Source organism: Plantibacter elymi (nom. nud.), assembly GCF_900177795.1.
GTDB classification, from domain to species: Bacteria; Actinomycetota; Actinomycetes; order Actinomycetales; family Microbacteriaceae; genus Plantibacter; species Plantibacter elymi.
On the sequence record NZ_FXWJ01000002.1, the window covers coordinates 515,468 to 530,355 of the forward strand.

General features: G+C 69.1%; 11 protein-coding genes. 3 read left to right on the forward strand and 8 right to left on the reverse strand.

What is annotated here, in order from left to right; translation table 11 throughout:
• Positions 1-111 precede the first annotated feature (111 nt).
• The 6 genes from leuS to CCK91_RS07320 form a co-directional block, all read right to left on the reverse strand.
• Entirely contained in the window at positions 112-2,673 is a 2,562-nt protein-coding gene (gene leuS / locus CCK91_RS07295; protein ID WP_085510711.1) for a leucine--tRNA ligase, read from the reverse strand.
• 116 nt (positions 2,674-2,789) lie between these two features.
• A complete protein-coding gene (gene pabB, locus CCK91_RS07300; protein WP_086473488.1) occupies positions 2,790-4,142 on the reverse strand; it encodes an aminodeoxychorismate synthase component I in 1,353 nt (450 codons plus the stop codon).
• Positions 4,142-5,812, reverse strand: a complete 1,671-nt coding sequence (gene cydC / locus CCK91_RS07305; RefSeq protein ID WP_086473489.1) for a thiol reductant ABC exporter subunit CydC — start codon at positions 5,810-5,812, stop codon at positions 4,142-4,144. Before cydC ends, pabB begins: the two co-directional genes overlap by 1 nt.
• On the reverse strand, positions 5,805-7,511 hold the full coding sequence (gene cydD / locus CCK91_RS07310) for a thiol reductant ABC exporter subunit CydD (RefSeq protein WP_086473490.1): 1,707 nt from the start codon (positions 7,509-7,511) through the stop codon (positions 5,805-5,807). The genes cydC and cydD overlap by 8 nt, the downstream gene beginning before the upstream one ends.
• A 9-nt stretch (positions 7,512-7,520) precedes the next feature.
• A complete protein-coding gene (cydB, locus tag CCK91_RS07315; protein ID WP_064295578.1) occupies positions 7,521-8,525 on the reverse strand; it encodes a cytochrome d ubiquinol oxidase subunit II in 1,005 nt (334 codons plus the stop codon).
• Between the two features lie 9 nt (positions 8,526-8,534).
• A complete protein-coding gene (locus CCK91_RS07320; protein ID WP_079003899.1) occupies positions 8,535-9,956 on the reverse strand; it encodes a cytochrome ubiquinol oxidase subunit I in 1,422 nt (473 codons plus the stop codon).
• 201 nt (positions 9,957-10,157) lie between these two features.
• Here CCK91_RS07320 and CCK91_RS07325 point away from each other — a divergent pair, with 201 nt between their 5' ends.
• The 3 genes from CCK91_RS07325 to CCK91_RS07335 all read left to right on the forward strand — a co-directional run bounded on the left by CCK91_RS07325 (position 10,158) and on the right by CCK91_RS07335 (position 12,986).
• On the forward strand, positions 10,158-10,838 hold the full coding sequence (locus tag CCK91_RS07325; RefSeq protein ID WP_086473491.1) for a DedA family protein: 681 nt from the start codon (positions 10,158-10,160) through the stop codon (positions 10,836-10,838).
• Between the two features lie 133 nt (positions 10,839-10,971).
• Positions 10,972-11,937: an App1 family protein gene (locus CCK91_RS07330; RefSeq protein WP_086473808.1), complete on the forward strand. Its 966-nt coding sequence runs from the start codon at positions 10,972-10,974 to the stop codon at positions 11,935-11,937.
• Positions 11,938-11,945: 8 nt separating this feature from the next.
• Positions 11,946-12,986, forward strand: coding sequence for an FUSC family protein (locus CCK91_RS07335; protein WP_086473492.1), 1,041 nt, complete (start codon positions 11,946-11,948; stop codon positions 12,984-12,986).
• Positions 12,987-13,048: 62 nt separating this feature from the next.
• Here the strand turns inward: CCK91_RS07335 and CCK91_RS07340 are convergent, their stop codons facing one another.
• Positions 13,049-13,603, reverse strand: a complete 555-nt coding sequence (locus tag CCK91_RS07340; protein WP_079705738.1) for a YceI family protein — start codon at positions 13,601-13,603, stop codon at positions 13,049-13,051.
• Between the two features lie 105 nt (positions 13,604-13,708).
• A complete protein-coding gene (locus CCK91_RS07345; protein ID WP_133059954.1) occupies positions 13,709-14,881 on the reverse strand; it encodes a glycoside hydrolase family 3 N-terminal domain-containing protein in 1,173 nt (390 codons plus the stop codon).
• Between the last annotated feature and the right edge of the window lie 7 nt (positions 14,882-14,888).

Here is a 14,888-nt window from a genome sequence, read left to right on the forward strand (position 1 = left end):
CGATCTGAGAACGGGTTGCCTTGGGCTGGGACACGTGGTCCGACTCGATGGTCGTGCCCGAGCGCTCCGAACGTGTTCGGGACGGGCCACCAGGGCCCGCCCCCAACCGCGTCAGCCCTTCGTGGCGATGCTCACCACACGCGGGGCACGCACCACGACGTTGACGATCTCGCGATCGCCCACGGAACGCTGCACGGCCGCACTCGCGCGTGCGAGCTGCTCCAGCTCCTCGCCGGAGATCTTCGGCGACACCTCGAGCCGGTCGCGGACCTTGCCGTCGACCTGGACCACCGCGGTCACCTGGTCCTCGACCAACAGCGACCGGTCGGCCTTCCGCCACGGCACCAGCGAGATCGACGGCTGGTAGCCGAGCTTGGCCCACATGTCCTCGGCGGTGAACGGTGCGAAGAGGTCGAGCGCCATGGCCGTCACCTCGGCGGACTCGCGCACGGCGGGGTCGCCCGCGCCGGGCCCGGCGTCGATCGCCTTGCGCGTCGCGTTGACGAGCTCCATGAGCCGTGCCACGACGACATTGAACTTGCCCGCCTCGATGAGGCCGGGAGCCTCCGCGAGGAAGTGATGCGTGACCTTCCGCAGCTTCTCGTCGCCGTCCTTCCAGGCGACGTCGGGCGAGCTCGTGACGTCGTGCGCGACCCGCCAGGCGCGAGCCAGGAACTTGGCCGAACCGGCCGGCGAGACGTCCGCCCAGTCGATGTCGTCCTCCGGAGGACCGGCGAACGCCATCGTGACGCGCAAGGCGTCGGCGCCGTACGACCGCAGCTCCTGGGCGAACTCCACCAGGTTGCCCTTGCTCTTGCTCATCTTCGAACCGTCGAGGATGACCATGCCCTGGTTGAGGAGCGCGCTGAAGGGCTCGGTGAAGCCGACCTTGCCGAGGTCGAACAGGACCTTCGTGATGAACCGCGAGTAGAGCAGGTGCAGGATCGCGTGCTCGACACCGCCGACGTACTGGTCGACCGGCGCCCACTTGTCGGCCTCCTTCGGGTCGAACGCGATCTCGTCGGAGGTCGGGTTCAGGAACCGGAGGAAGTACCACGAGCTGTCGACGAAGGTGTCCATCGTGTCGGAGTCGCGCTTCGCAGGCTTCCCGCACGACGGGCAGTCCACGTTGATCCAGTCCTCAGCCGCCGCGAGCGGGCTCATGCCCTTCGGACGCAGGTCGAGACCCGCGGCATCCGGCAGCCGCACGGGGAGCTGGTCCTCGGGGACCGGCACCTCGCCACAGGCGTCGCAGTGGATGATCGGGATCGGCGTGCCCCAGTAGCGCTGCCGCGAGATCAGCCAGTCGCGGAGACGGTAGTTCTTCGTCTTCGCGCCGAGGCCGCTCGATGCGAGCGCAGCCGTGACCTTCGGGATCGCGTTCGCCTTGCTCAGGCCGTCGAAGGGGCCGGAGTTCGTCAGGCGACCGTCGCCCGTCAGCGCGACACCCGTCTTGGCGGGATCGATCGACGGGAGGTCCTCCGGCAGCTCACCGTCGACGATGATCGGGATGGCACCGGTGACGGGCTGGGTGGTGTCCACCACGACGCGCACGGGCAGGTCGAACGCCCGCGCGAAGTCGAGGTCGCGCTGGTCGTGCGCGGGGACCGCCATGATCGCCCCGTGACCGTAGTCGGCCAGGACGTAGTCGGCCGCCCAGATCGGCAGGCGCTCGCCACTCAGCGGGTTGATCGCGTAGCGCTCGAGGAACACGCCGGTCTTCTGGCGGTCGGTCGCGAGCCGCGCGATCTCGCTCTCACCCTTGACGCTGTCGAGGTAGGCCTGGAAGCGTCCCTTGACCTCGTCGGAGGTGTCGGCGACGAGCTCGGCTGCGAGCTCCGAGTCGGGCGCCACGACCATGAACGTCACGCCGTACAGCGTGTCGGGGCGGGTCGTGTACACGGAGACCGGCTCGGCACGACCCTCGATGGAGAACGAGACGTCCGCACCGTTGGATCGACCGATCCAGTTCCGCTGCATGCTGAGGACCTTGGCCGGCCAGGTGCCCTCGAGCTGGTTGAGGTCGTCGATCAGGCGGTCCGCGTAGTCGGTGATGCGGAAGTACCACTGGGTGAGCTTCTTCTTCGTCACCTCGGCGCCGCAGCGCTCGCAGTGTCCGTCGACGACCTGCTCGTTGGCGAGCACGGTCTGGTCGTTCGGGCACCAGTTGACGGGGCTCGCCTTGCGGTACGCGAGGCCCTTCTCGAACAGCTGGAGGAACAGCCACTGGTTCCACCGGTAGTACTCGGGGTCGCTCGTGTGCAGCTCGCGGTCCCAGTCGAAGGAGGGGCCGTACTGGCGGAAGCTGGCCTTCTGCTGCGCGATGTTCGCGTAGGTCCACTCGCGCGGGTCGACGCCGCGCTGGATGGCCGCGTTCTCGGCGGGGAGACCGAACGAGTCCCAGCCGATCGGGTGCAGGACGTTGAAGCCCTGGTGACGCCAGTACCGCGCGACGATGTCGCCGAAGCCGAACGCCTCGGCGTGACCCATGTGCAGGTCGCCCGAGGGGTACGGGAACATGTCGAGCACGTACTTGCGCGGACGTTTGTCGGCAGGATCGCCCGCTGCGAAGGGCTTCAGCTCGTCCCAGACGGGAAGCCACTTCTCCTGGATCGCCTGGAAGTCGTACCGCTCGCCGTCTCGGCGGTCGTCGGTGTTGCGCTCGTCTGACACGTCACTCTCAATCACTGCAGGTGCTGGGGGTGGAATCCCGTGGGTTGCTCGCACGGCGCTCGGCCGCAGGATGGACGGGCTGGAGCGCACGACGGCGCTCCGTCCAACGGTCAAGCCTACCGGGATTCGGCAGGCGGACGTCCGACGCCGAGTGCCGCCAGCGGGGCCGCCGCCTTGGTCCACGTCTCCTCGAGCTCCTCCCGGGCGTCGGACAGCGCCGTGATGCCACCCCCCGTGCCGATCGACGCACCCTGCGGATCGATCACGATCGAGCGGATGACCATGGCGAGGTCCATCGATCCGTCCGCGGACAGCAGGCCGAAGGCGCCGGCGTACACCCCGCGCGCGCCCGCTTCGAGGTCGTACAGCAGCTCCATCGCCCGGCGTTTCGGGGCCCCGGTCATCGATCCGGCCGGGAATGCGACCTCGACGACGTCGAGCGCGTCCAGCCCTGCGCGCAACCGTCCTTCGACGGTGCTGACGAGTTGGTGCACCTGTGGGTAGCTCTCGACGTGATGGAGCGCCGTGACCGCAACGGAGCCCAGCTCGCAGACTCTGGAGAGGTCGTTCCGCATCAGATCGACGATCATGAGGTTCTCCGCGCGCTCCTTGGGACTCGCGAGCAGATCGGCGCGCTGACGGGCGTCCTCCTCGGGATCGGCACCTCTCGGCCGGGTCCCCTTGATCGGCTTCGTCCGGACGCGGCCGTCGGCCGAGACCTCGAGGAACTGCTCCGGAGACGCGCTCGCGAGACTGATCGAACCGAACCGGAGGAAACCGCCGTGGTGCGTGGGGCTCGTCCTGCGCAGCCGGAGATAGGTCGCAAGCGGGTCGTGGACCCCGTCGACGCGCAGGTGGTTCGTCAGGCACAGCTGATAGGCGTCCCCGCGGGTGATGTGCTCCTGGCACCGCTCGACGAGCCGCACGTACGCGGCATCACTGTGACGGGGCGCGCAAGCCCCGCCGGCCGCCTCGGCCGCGGGAGGAGGCTCGGTCGCCGTACTCAATCGCTCGACGGTCGTCGCGATCCAGTCGGGATCGTCCGACGAGACCGTCACCGTCCGCGCCGCATGGTCGAACCGCACCTGGTCGTCGAGGCGCAGGAAGAGCGCATCCGGGGAGGCGGCCGCGTGTGCCGGAACCCCGACGAGCCCCGCCCCCGACTCGTAGCCGAACCACCCGACCCAATCGCCGGGCTCGTCGTGCGCGCGCACGGTGCGGAGGGCGTCGAGCATCGTCGTCCGGTCGATGGAGGCGGCGACCGGGGTGACGCGCTCCACAGTGCCGAGCCGGACGTCCGCCACGAGGCGTTCCGTCCCGCGTCCGATGAGGCTGACGCCGGTCCGGGCGCCCTGTCCCGAATCCAACCAGGCTGCCCAGGGCTCGTCGGCGAAGACGCGTCGGTAGACGTCCTCCGGGTCCGACCAGGCCGGGAGGACGACCCGCCGGCGTGCTCCGGTGGATCGCATCAGCCGACGGCCGCGATCGGCGGCGCGACGATCCGGAGGCGACCGGTCACGAGGCTGTCGGGAACCGGCGTGTGCGAGATCACGATGACCGCACGACCCTCGGATCCCGCGACACCGAGCAGGTCCTCGAGCAGGGCGGTCGCGCGCTCGGGATCGACGTTGGCGGTCGGCTCGTCGAGCACGAGCACGGGGAACTCGCGGAGGAGCGCACGGGCGAGGGCGATGCGTTGCGCCTGCCCTCCAGATACGAGCGCGCCGTGCTCCCCCACCGGGCGGTCGAGTCCACCGCGTTCGGCGAGCCAGGACGAGAGCCCGACCCGCTCCAGCACGGCCTCCAGCTCAGCGTCGTCGGCCGTGTCCCTGGCGAAGAGGAGGTTCTGGCGGATGTCCGCGTCGAAGAGGAACGGACGCTGCTCGACGAGCCCGACCGACTCGCGCAACGTGTCCGGGCGGAGGTCGCGTGCCTCGACGCCGCCGACGCGGTACCCACCCTCGTACTCGAGGAAGCGGACGAGAGCGTGCGCCAGCGTGGTCTTCCCGGCTCCACTGTCGCCTTCGACGAGCAGCCGGTCGCCGGCCGACAGCCGGAAGCTGATCGGTGCGAGCGCCGCCGCCGTACTCCCGGGCCACCGTGCGCTGAGGTGCTCCGCCTCGAGCATGACGCCGTCGAAGGTCGGCGTGAGGATGCTTCCACTGTCCTCGTCCGGGATCTCGCGTGGGCGCTCGCTCGGGACCGCGTCCGCCACGCGCTCGGCACTCGCGACCGCTTCCCGCCAGGCCCCGAACGCGAGGGGCACCATCGCGCAGACCTCGAACACGGCGAGCGGGACGAGGACGATCACGGTGAGCGCGGGGCCGCCGATCGTTCCCGGCGCCGGCATGCCTGCCCAGAGCGCCGCGACGACGGACGCCCCGGAGGCCAGGGAGAGAACGGCGCCGGCAACCCCGGCGCCCGCGGCCCGCCGCACCATTGCGCGCGTGAGTGCCGCGTCGGCATGTTCGATCCGTGCCCGTGCGGCGTCGACCGCACCGTAAGCGGTCAGCACGTCGAGACCGGTCACGAGCTCGAGCAGGGCTTCCGACAGCGCACCGCGCAGCGGCGCGAGTTCGCGTTCGGCGCGGGCCGCCACCCGGCTCACGAGCAACCACGAGACGAGGAACGCCGCGATGAGGCAGACCGCGAGCGCGATCCCGGCGGCCGGGAGCAGCGCGGTCGTGAGGATGACGGAGGCTCCGGCGACGACACCCGACACCACCAGTGGTTGGACGACCCGCAACGGCACGTTCTGCAGCTCGTCCACATCGGTCACCAGGCGGGTGAGGAGGTCGCCCCGGCCGGTGAGCTGCAGTCCGTCGGGAGCCACCGGGATGACGCGTTCGATGATGCCGGAGCGCAGCTGCGCCAATTGACGGAATGCAGCGTCGTGACTGAGCAGGCGTTCGAGGTAGCGGAACGACGCCCGGGCCAGCGCGAACGCGCGCACCCCGACGACGGCGACACCCAGCTCGACGATCGAGGGCTGCTCGGCGGCCTTCGTGATGAGGAACGCGCTCGAAGCGAGGAGGGCGACGGCGGCCCCCGCGGAGAGGATCCCGGCGAGGAGACCAGGGACGAAACGGCGCGCCGGCGGCTGCGCCAGTCGGATGATCTGTCGGACGCGCTCATCCATGGAGCATCACCTCGTCGTCCTGGACGCGTTCTGACCGCACGCGGATCTCGAGCACGGCATCCGCATGTTCGACGATCGACGGTCGGTGGGTGATGACGATGACGGCCGCCCCGGCTCGAGCGGCGTCGCGCGCGGCGTCGATGACGAGCGCCTCGGACGCGGCGTCGAGCGCCGAGCTCGGTTCGTCGAGCAGCAGCACCGGCGTGCCGGCATCCGCCGGGGTGCGTCGCAGTCGGTACAGGGCCCTCGCGATCGCGATCCGTTGCGCCTGCCCACCGCTCACACCGTCGCCGACCGCGCCGATGGGGTGTCCGAGTGGCAGCGCGGACAGCCCGAGTGCCGACAACGCCTCGACGATGAGCGCCGCGTCGGGTGCGTCATCGCCCAGCGCGACGTTGCTGCCGACCGTCCCAGCGATGAGGACCGGACGCTGCGGCGCCCACGAGAGCCAGCGTCGTCCACCGGGCGTGGGTGACATGCGTCCGCCGTCGTGCAGGATCGATCCGGTGACGTCCACGAATCCGAGGATCGCCGACGCCATGGTCGTCTTCCCGGCTCCGCTGGCGCCGACGACAGCCGTCACCACGCCGGCCGGGAACGTCGCGTCGAGGTCGTCCAGCACCCGCAGCTCGTCGTACTGCACGCCGAGACCGTCGAGTACCAGGCCAGCCGTTCGGCGAGCGGAGTCGCCTGCCGTCGCCGGTGCGCCGAGCTGATCCGGAACGGACAGCGATTCGCGGACGGCCTTCGCCTCGTCGAGGATCTCGAAGACCTCGTCGGCGGCGGTGACCCCCTCCGCGGCCGCGTGGTAGTTCGCACCGACGTTCCGCAGTGGCAGGAAGGCCTCCGGGGCCAGGATCAGGACGAAGAGCCCCGTTCCGAGGAGGAGCGAGCCGTCGAGGAGACGCAAGCCGATGCCGACCGCGACCACGGCGACGGCGAGACTCGACAGCAGTTCGAGGGCGAAGCCGCTCACGAACGAGAACCGCAGGACCTTCATGGTCTCGACGCGGTACTCCTCGGTGACGGTTCGGATCCGCTGCACCTGCCGGTGCTGCCGTCCGAACAGCTTGAGGGTCGCCATGCCCGCGACGAGCTCCAGGAACCCGCGCGACAAGTGGGCCAGGGTCTCCCACTGGCGCCGCTGCACCGCCTGGGTCGCGAATCCGATGAGGATCATGAAGACGGGGATGAGTGGGAGTGTCACGATCACCGTGATGCCGCTGAGCGGGTCCTGGACGAAGATCACCGCCGCGATGATCGGCATGGCGATCGCCGTGAGGATGAGCTGCGGGACGTAGCGACCGAAGTACGCGTCCAGGGCGTCGAGCCCGCGGCCCGCCACGGTCGTCAGTGCGGCGGAGCTCCGACGCGAGACCCACCCTGGCCCGAGCGTCTCGAACGCGCCGGCGAGGGCCCGCCGCAACTGACTGCGGACGATCGCGGAGCCACGGGCGTTCACCGAGTCGGACGCCAGGACGGTCCCGGCACGCAGCACCACGATGCCGATCAGCAGCCAGAGCGACGGCAGGAGCTCCTCGACCGGATCCCCCGCGATCGACCGGGACACGAGCTGGGCCACGAACCAGGCGAACCCGAGCGTACAGGCGGTCTGGACGAGCGCGATGACCGCGCCGAGTCCGAGGATCGACCGGGCTCCGCGGGCATAGCGGAGCAGTCGCGGATCGAGGGGGCGCACGATGACAGGTTAGTGCGCGGCGGCTTCGATGTGCTTCCGCGTGATGCGCTTGCGGAACACCCAGTACGTCCACCCCTGGTAGGCGAGGATCAGCGGCAGGAAGATCAGGGCGGTCCACGACATCACCGTGAGGGTGTACTCCGTCGAGGAGGCGTTCGCGATCGTCAGGCTGTTCGCCGGGTCGTTGCTCGCCGGCATCACCGCTGGGAAGAGCGCGGTGAACAGGGTGAGCACGGCCGCCGCGACGGTCACGGCCATGAGCGCGAACGCACGGCCTTCCAGCCCACGGCTGTTCGCGAACCAGGCGCTGATGAGCGAGACCGCGGCGATGGCCGCGAGGATCAACACCGGGAGCGAGAAGTGCGCCAGGACGGTCCACCCGAGGAACGACGCGGCGAGCAGGATGGCGACGAGCCCGGCGCGGCTCGCGAGGCGGCGGGCGCGCTCGCGGATGTCGCCCTCGGTCTTCAGCGAGGCGAACACGGCTCCGTGGGCGAAGAAGAGCACGAGCGTCGTGAGACCGCCGAGGATGCCGTACGGGTTGAGCAGGGTGAAGAGCGTGCCGGTGAAGTTGTGGTCGGCATCGAGCGGGACGCCCTGCACGATGTTCGCGAAGGCGACACCCCAGAGGAAGGCCGGCAGGGCCGAGCCCACGATGATCATGAGGTCGAAGCGCCGTTTCCAGGAGGCTTCCGGCCGCTGGTGCCGGTATTCGAACGACACCCCTCTGATGATGAGTGCCAGCAAGATGAACAGCAGCGGGAGGTAGAAGCCGCTGAACAGGGTCGCGTACCACTCGGGGAAGGCGGCGAAGAGGCTCGCACCGGCGACGATCAGCCAGGTCTCGTTGAGGTCCCAGACCGGCCCGATGGTGTTGATGAGCATCCGGCGGTCGGTCTCGTCCTTCCCGAGGAACGGGATCGTCATGCCGACGCCGAAATCGAAGCCGTCGAGGACGAAGTAGCCGACGAACAGTGCGGCGATGATCCAGAACCAGAGAATCGTGAGGTCCATGATGCGCTCCTAGTAGACCGTGGTGGCGGGGGCGGCGGGCTTCTGCACGCCGTCCTCGTCGGGTTCGGACAGCTCGATCGGGTCGGGGCCGGCCTTGATCGTCTTCTTCAGGAGTCCGAACTCGACGACGAGCAGCGATCCGTAGACGACGGTGAAGGCGATCAACGAGATCAGGACGTCGAGGCCGGTGGTGTTCGGCGAGACCGCGTCCTCCGTCTTCAACAGACTGAAGACGATCCACGGCTGTCGGCCCATCTCGGTGAAGACCCAGCCCATGGTCATGGCGAGGAACGGCATCGGGACGGCCCAGACCGCGACGCGCCACATCCACCGCTTCGGCTCGCGGCCCTTGCGGGTGAACCAGAGGCCGGCGGCCGCGACGAGCATCGACGCGAGGCCGAGGCCGATCATCCAACGGAACGCCCAATAGGTGACCCAGATGACGGGCGAGTAGTCGCCCGGACCGTAGAGCTGCGTGTACTGCGCCTGCAGGTCGTTGATGCCCTCCACCGTGCCATCGAAGGTGTGGGTCGAGAGGAACGACAGGAGGTACGGGATGCGGATCGAGAAGAGCTCGTGGACGCCGTCGGGTGTGCCGAGGGTGAAGATCGAGAAGGAGGCGTCGGCACCGCTCGCCGTGTTGTACATCGCTTCCGCGGCGGCCATCTTCATCGGCTGGGTCTCGACCATGGCGAGGCTCAGCTGGTCACCGGCGAGCATGGTGGCACCGCCCGCCAGGAGCATGCTCCACGCGCCGACCTTGAGCGCCGGGCGCATCGCCTCGACGTGCTGGCCCCGGGCGAGGTGCCAGGCGGCAGCGGTGATGATGACGGCTGCGGAGACCATGAAGCACGCGAAGATCGTGTGCGGGAAGGCGGCCAGGGCGACCTTGTTGGTCAGCAGCTCCCAGATGTTCGTGAGCTCGGCGCGGCCGCGCTCCTCGTTGATCCGGAAGGCGACCGGGTTCTGCATGAAGGCGTTCGCCGCGATGATGAAGTAGGCCGACAGCACGGTGCCGAGTGCCACGATCCAGATGGTGGCGAGGTGGAGCTTCGGTGACAGCTTGTCCCAGCCGAAGATCCAGAGTCCGATGAACGTCGCCTCGAGGAAGAACGCGAGCAGGCCCTCGAGTGCCAGCGGTGCGCCGAAGACGTCGCCGACGAACCTGGAGTAGGTGGACCAGTTCATGCCGAACTGGAACTCCTGGACGATGCCCGTCACGACGCCCATGGCGAAGTTGATGAGGAAGATCTTCCCGAAGAATCGGGTGAGCTGCAGGTAGTGCAGCTTCCCGGTCCGGACCCAGGCGGTCTGGAACCCGGCGACCGTCACCGCCATGCCGATGGTGAGCGGCACGAAGATGAAGTGGTAGACGGTGGTGAGCCCGAACTGCCATCGGGACAGCAGTAACGGGTCGAGAAGATCGTTCACGATGATCACTCCATTTTTCGCGGCATCCAGGGAAGGCGGCGCAGGTGCGGCCCGATCGGGGTGGTCATCCCCGTGGCTTCGATCCATGTCGTCGAGACCAATGGTACAGGACTTCACGTCTGTGGTCAGACCACACATCCAAGGGTGTCCTAACAGGGGTTTCCGAGCCGCTCCCATACCCGCGGCAGTAGGCTCTGAGCCGTGAACGACGTGCTCGGCTGGCTGCTCGACCTGGTGCAGAGCGTCGACCCCGTGACGCGCACGATCCTCGCCGGCGTCGGCATCATGCTCGAGACGTCGGTCCTCGTCGGCCTCGTCGTCCCTGGCGACACCGTCGTCATCGTCGCCAGCACCGCCGTCGTCGGACCCGTCCAGTGGATCTCGATGATCCTCGTCGTCATCACCGGCGCGCTCATCGGCGAATCCGTCGGGTTCGCGCTCGGCCGCTGGTTCGGCCCCCGTATCCGTGCCAGCAGACTCGGCCGCCGCATCGGCGAGCGGCACTGGGCCCGTGCCGAGCGCTACCTCGACCGGCGGGGTGGCATCGCCGTCTTCATCTCGCGGTTCCTCCCGGTCCTGCACTCGCTGATCCCCCTCACGGTCGGGATGAGCACGATGAGCTACCGACGCTTCATCTCCTGGACACTGCCCGCCTGTGTCATCTGGTCCTCGGCCTACGTCTCCGTCGGAGCACTGGCCGCGGGCAGCTATCGCGAGCTGTCGGACCGCCTCCATTGGGCGGGCTACGTCTTCGTCGGCATCATCGTCGTCTTCGCCGTCGCGGTCCTCGTCGTGAAGCGACTCCTCCAGCGGAGCGAGGAGCGACACATGCTCGCCCAGGAGGACGCGACACCACCCGACGACGCCTCGCCGCCCGAGTAGCAGACCACCGTCATCGCCGCGAGACGGCGGGCCGGACGCACCGGCATGACAGACTGAACGGGTGAAGGCATCCGACGATCGTCCAACGGCCTCCTCCGACGCCGCCGAGCAGATCCGGCACTTCGCCGCACGGATGGAGGACGCCGTCCAGCTGCGCCGCCAGCGTCGTGCGAGGCGGCACGGACGTGAAGCGGCGATCATCCCCTTCACCGGCTACGGATCGACGTCGTGGATCCGTGTCCTGGCCAGGGTCGTCCTGGCGGAACCCGGCAAGACCGCCGTCCAACCGCAGCAGAAGGTACGGGGCTGGAAGAGCTTCTTCGCGCTGAGCATCGCCGACCCGACGGTCGAGGTGGAGGTCGACGGGCAGCGTCACACGGTCACGGGCGACCGAGGCGGAGTGGTCGACGCGGTGGTCCAGGTGTCACTCACACCCGGCTGGCACACCCTCCGACTGAGCTCCGAGGGCAGCGACCCGGTCGAAGCGCCGGTCTTCATCGTCGCCGACGACATCGAGTTCGGCATCGTGTCCGACATCGACGACACGGTGATGGTGACGGCGCTCCCCCGCCCACTCGTCGCGGCCTGGAACACCTTCGTCCTCGACGAGCACGCCAGGACACCGGTGCCCGGCATGGCGGTCTTCCTCGAGCGCACGGCGCGCGAGCACCCCGGTTCGCCGATCATCTACCTCTCCACCGGCGCCTGGAACGTCGCGCCGACGCTCACCCGGTTCCTCTCACGCAACCTCTACCCCGCCGGCGCCCTGCTCCTCACCGACTGGGGCCCGACGCACGACCGGTTCTTCCGCAGCGGTCGCGAGCACAAGCGCAACAACCTCGACCGGTTCGCCGAGGACTTCCCGCGTCTGCGATGGCTGCTCGTCGGCGACGACGGACAGCACGACGAAGCCCTCTACCGGAGCTTCGAGGAACGCCACCCCGACCGTGTCGCCGCCGTGGCGATCCGTCAGCTCTCCCCCGGTGAGGCGGTCCTCGCCGGTGGGCGCTCGAAGGTCGGCGCCCAGCACGAGGGTGCCCCCTGGGTCTACGCGGGGAACGGCGCAGAACTGCTCGACCAGCTCCACGACAAGCTCTGACGGTACCGATGTCCGTCGTCCCCGTCCTGCGCATCAGATCGCGGCTGCCCCTGCTCCAGGTGCTGAAGACGGCGCTGGCCGCAGTCGCGTCCTGGATCGTCGCGATCACGATCATCCCGGGCCAGCTCCCGGTCTTCGCGGCCATCGCGGCGATCCTCGTGGTGCAACCGAGCGTCAACCAGTCGTTCGGGAAGGCGCTCGAGCGCAGCCTCGGGGTCATCACCGGCGTCATCCTCGCGACAGCCATCGGGATCGTCTTCGGACACTCCGCCTGGATCGTGCTCCTGGCCATCGTGATCTCCATCCTGCTCGGATGGGTCCTCCGCCTCGGGCCCGGATCCGCCAACCAGATCCCGATCAGCGCGATGCTGGTGCTGTCGATCGGCGCTACGACCCCGGACTACGCGGTCGCGCGGATCGTCGAGACCGTGCTCGGTGCGGGCATCGGACTCCTCGTCAACGTCGTCCTCGTCGCACCGGTCCTCCTCGCTCCTGCGAAGGCGGCGGTGACCACCCTCGCGCTCGCGTGCGCCGACACCCTGGACCATCTCGCCACGTCACTCACGCGTGCGAACTCGGACGCGGAGCTCGTGGCGCTGCTCCAGGAGGCCCGGGCGCTGAAGCCGCTGCGAGACCGGGCGATCGCCGCGGTGAAGGAGGGCGATGACAGCCTGCTGCTCAACCCTCGTCGATCGAGGCACCGTGACGAGCTCGATCGTCAGCGCATGCTGCTGCGTCGACTGGAGCCCGTGGTCACGAGGACCCTCGGCATGGCGCGTTCGGTGCACGACCACGACGACCCGACCCTGCACGAGGAGCCGACGGTGGCGGACATCGCCGTCGAGCTCGCACGGGCGGCCCACGACCTCAGGCTGCTGGCGAACGATCGTGCCGCGTCCGACGAGCCGCCGACCGAGACCGCGGAGATCCCGGCGCTGACCGCTCCCCTCGTGATCGCCCGCCCGCACCCCCAGCACTGGATCCTCATCGGATCGCTCATGGAGGACCTCCGTCGCGTGCGCGACGAGATCGTCGGCGAGCCGACCTGAGCCGGCCGGATACACGAAGGGCCGGTGGAGCGCTGCTCCACCGGCCCTTCGACGTCCTGGGACTACGCCTGGTGCGCGGCCTGCAGTTCGATGGTGATCGTGACGTCGTTGCCGAGCAGCACGCCGCCGGTCTCGAGCGCCGCGTTGTAGGTGAGGCCGAAGTCCTCGCGGTTGATCTTGGTGGTCGCCGTGGCGCCGAACTTGTAGTTGCCGTACGGGTCGGTCGCGAAGCCGCCGAACTCGACGGTGAAGGTGACGGGCTTGGTCACGCCCTTGATCGTGAGGTCGCCGTCGACGAGGAAGTCGTCGCCCTTGGCGCGGGCGCCGGTCGAGACGAAGTCGATCGTCGGGTAGGTCTCGGCGTCGAAGAAGTCGCCGGTGCGGAGGTGACCGTCGCGGTCGGCCTGGTTCGTGTTGATCGATGCGACCTCGGCGGACGCGGTGATCTTCGTCTCGAGGGGGTTCTCCGGCGTGACGAACGTCGCGTTGAAGCGCTCGAACTTGCCCTTGACCTTCGAGACCATGATGTGGCGGATGCTGAAGCCGACCTCGCTGTGCGTGGCGTCGACCTCCCAGGTGCCAACCTTGTAGCCGGGAATCGTCAGGGTGTCGGTCATGCGGTACTCCTTGCGTCGATGTGCGGCGCGCTCGCGCCACGTTCTATTCAAACGCACGGACCTGGGAGCTATTCCCGCATCCCCGAGAAATTCTCCGCACCGACATCAGCGCGACATCGGCCGGAGCGACGGCAGGCCGAGCCGGGTGCGCAGCAGACGGTGCGCAGCATCGGCGATCCTCGACTCCGGAACCCTCCCGGATCGGACCGCGGCGGCGATGTCGGCCACGAGCACGGCCGGGTCGACACCGGTCGACGACGGGTCCGCACCGAGGACGTAGAGCAGCATCGTGTTGCCGGCGGCCACGGCGCGGATCGCGTTCTCCGAGGGGTTCTGGTACTCCGCCAGGCCCGTGTGCTGCAGCATGAGCATGTCGTCGGTGATCGTGATGCCGGTGAAGCCGAGGTCACTCCGGAGTCGCTCGTGCCAGGCCGCCGACAGCGTCGCCGGTGCGGCGTCGACCGCCGAGTAGACGAGATGGCCGAACATGACGACCTCGGCACCGGCGTCGATACCGGCGACGAACGGCAGGGCGTCCGTCGCAGCCCAGTCCGCGGCACCGATGGCCGTGGTCGGGACCGTCGAGTGGGAGTCCCCCGGCGCCTGTCCATGGCCGGGGAAGTGCTTCAAGGTGCTGAGCACCGCACCCCGCTCACCACGGACGGCTGCTGCGACGCGGTCCGCCGACGCGTCCGGTGTCGTCCCGAGGGCACGATCGTAGATGAAGGAGGCAGGGTCGGCCGTCTCGTCCGCGACGATCCCGAAGTTCACGGAGCAGCCGGCACCCGCGAGCATGGCGGCTCGCCCGCGGAACGCGTCCTCGCTCGCAGCGGGCGGTTGCGACTTCAAGGTGTCGGCTGCGGCGAAGGCATCCTCGTCGATGCGCCGGAAATCGCCACCCTCCTGGTCGATGCCGATGAGCAGGGGCAAGGTCGGGTCGGGGCTGAGAGCGCTCGTCACCGCGGGCAGCCCCGCGAGGCCCGGGACGTTGTCGCCCATGATGATGAACCCGCCCGGTCGATACCGCTCGACGAACGCGCGGAGCGTGCCCGGGTCGGTACCAGGGACATGGAGCATCAGCATCGATGCGATCCGCTGCTCGAGGGTCATCCTGGCGAGTTCGGCGGCCGCACGCTGGTCGGCGACAGCCGGAGTCGTGCTCGTGGGACGAATCGGCGGCTTCGGGGATCCGGGCTCCGTGCACCCGGACAAGCCGAGGACGGCACCCGCCGCCATCGAGGCACCGACCGCCAGAAACCCTCGTCGTCCCAGCTGCACCGGCCCA

What these genes read in the sequence shown, in the direction of transcription:
- pabB (WP_086473488.1), bottom strand. Translation starts at nt 4,142, where the DNA reads ATGCGATCCACCGGAGCACGCCGGCGGGTCGTCCTCCCGGCCTGGTCG.
- cydC (WP_086473489.1), bottom strand. Translation starts at nt 5,812, where the DNA reads ATGGATGAGCGCGTCCGACAGATCATCCGACTGGCGCAGCCGCCGGCG.
- cydB (WP_064295578.1), bottom strand. Translation starts at nt 8,525, where the DNA reads ATGGACCTCACGATTCTCTGGTTCTGGATCATCGCCGCACTGTTCGTC.
- CCK91_RS07330 (WP_086473808.1), top strand. Translation starts at nt 10,972, where the DNA reads ATGGAGGACGCCGTCCAGCTGCGCCGCCAGCGTCGTGCGAGGCGGCAC.
- CCK91_RS07335 (WP_086473492.1), top strand. Translation starts at nt 11,946, where the DNA reads ATGTCCGTCGTCCCCGTCCTGCGCATCAGATCGCGGCTGCCCCTGCTC.
- CCK91_RS07340 (WP_079705738.1), bottom strand. Translation starts at nt 13,603, where the DNA reads ATGACCGACACCCTGACGATTCCCGGCTACAAGGTTGGCACCTGGGAG.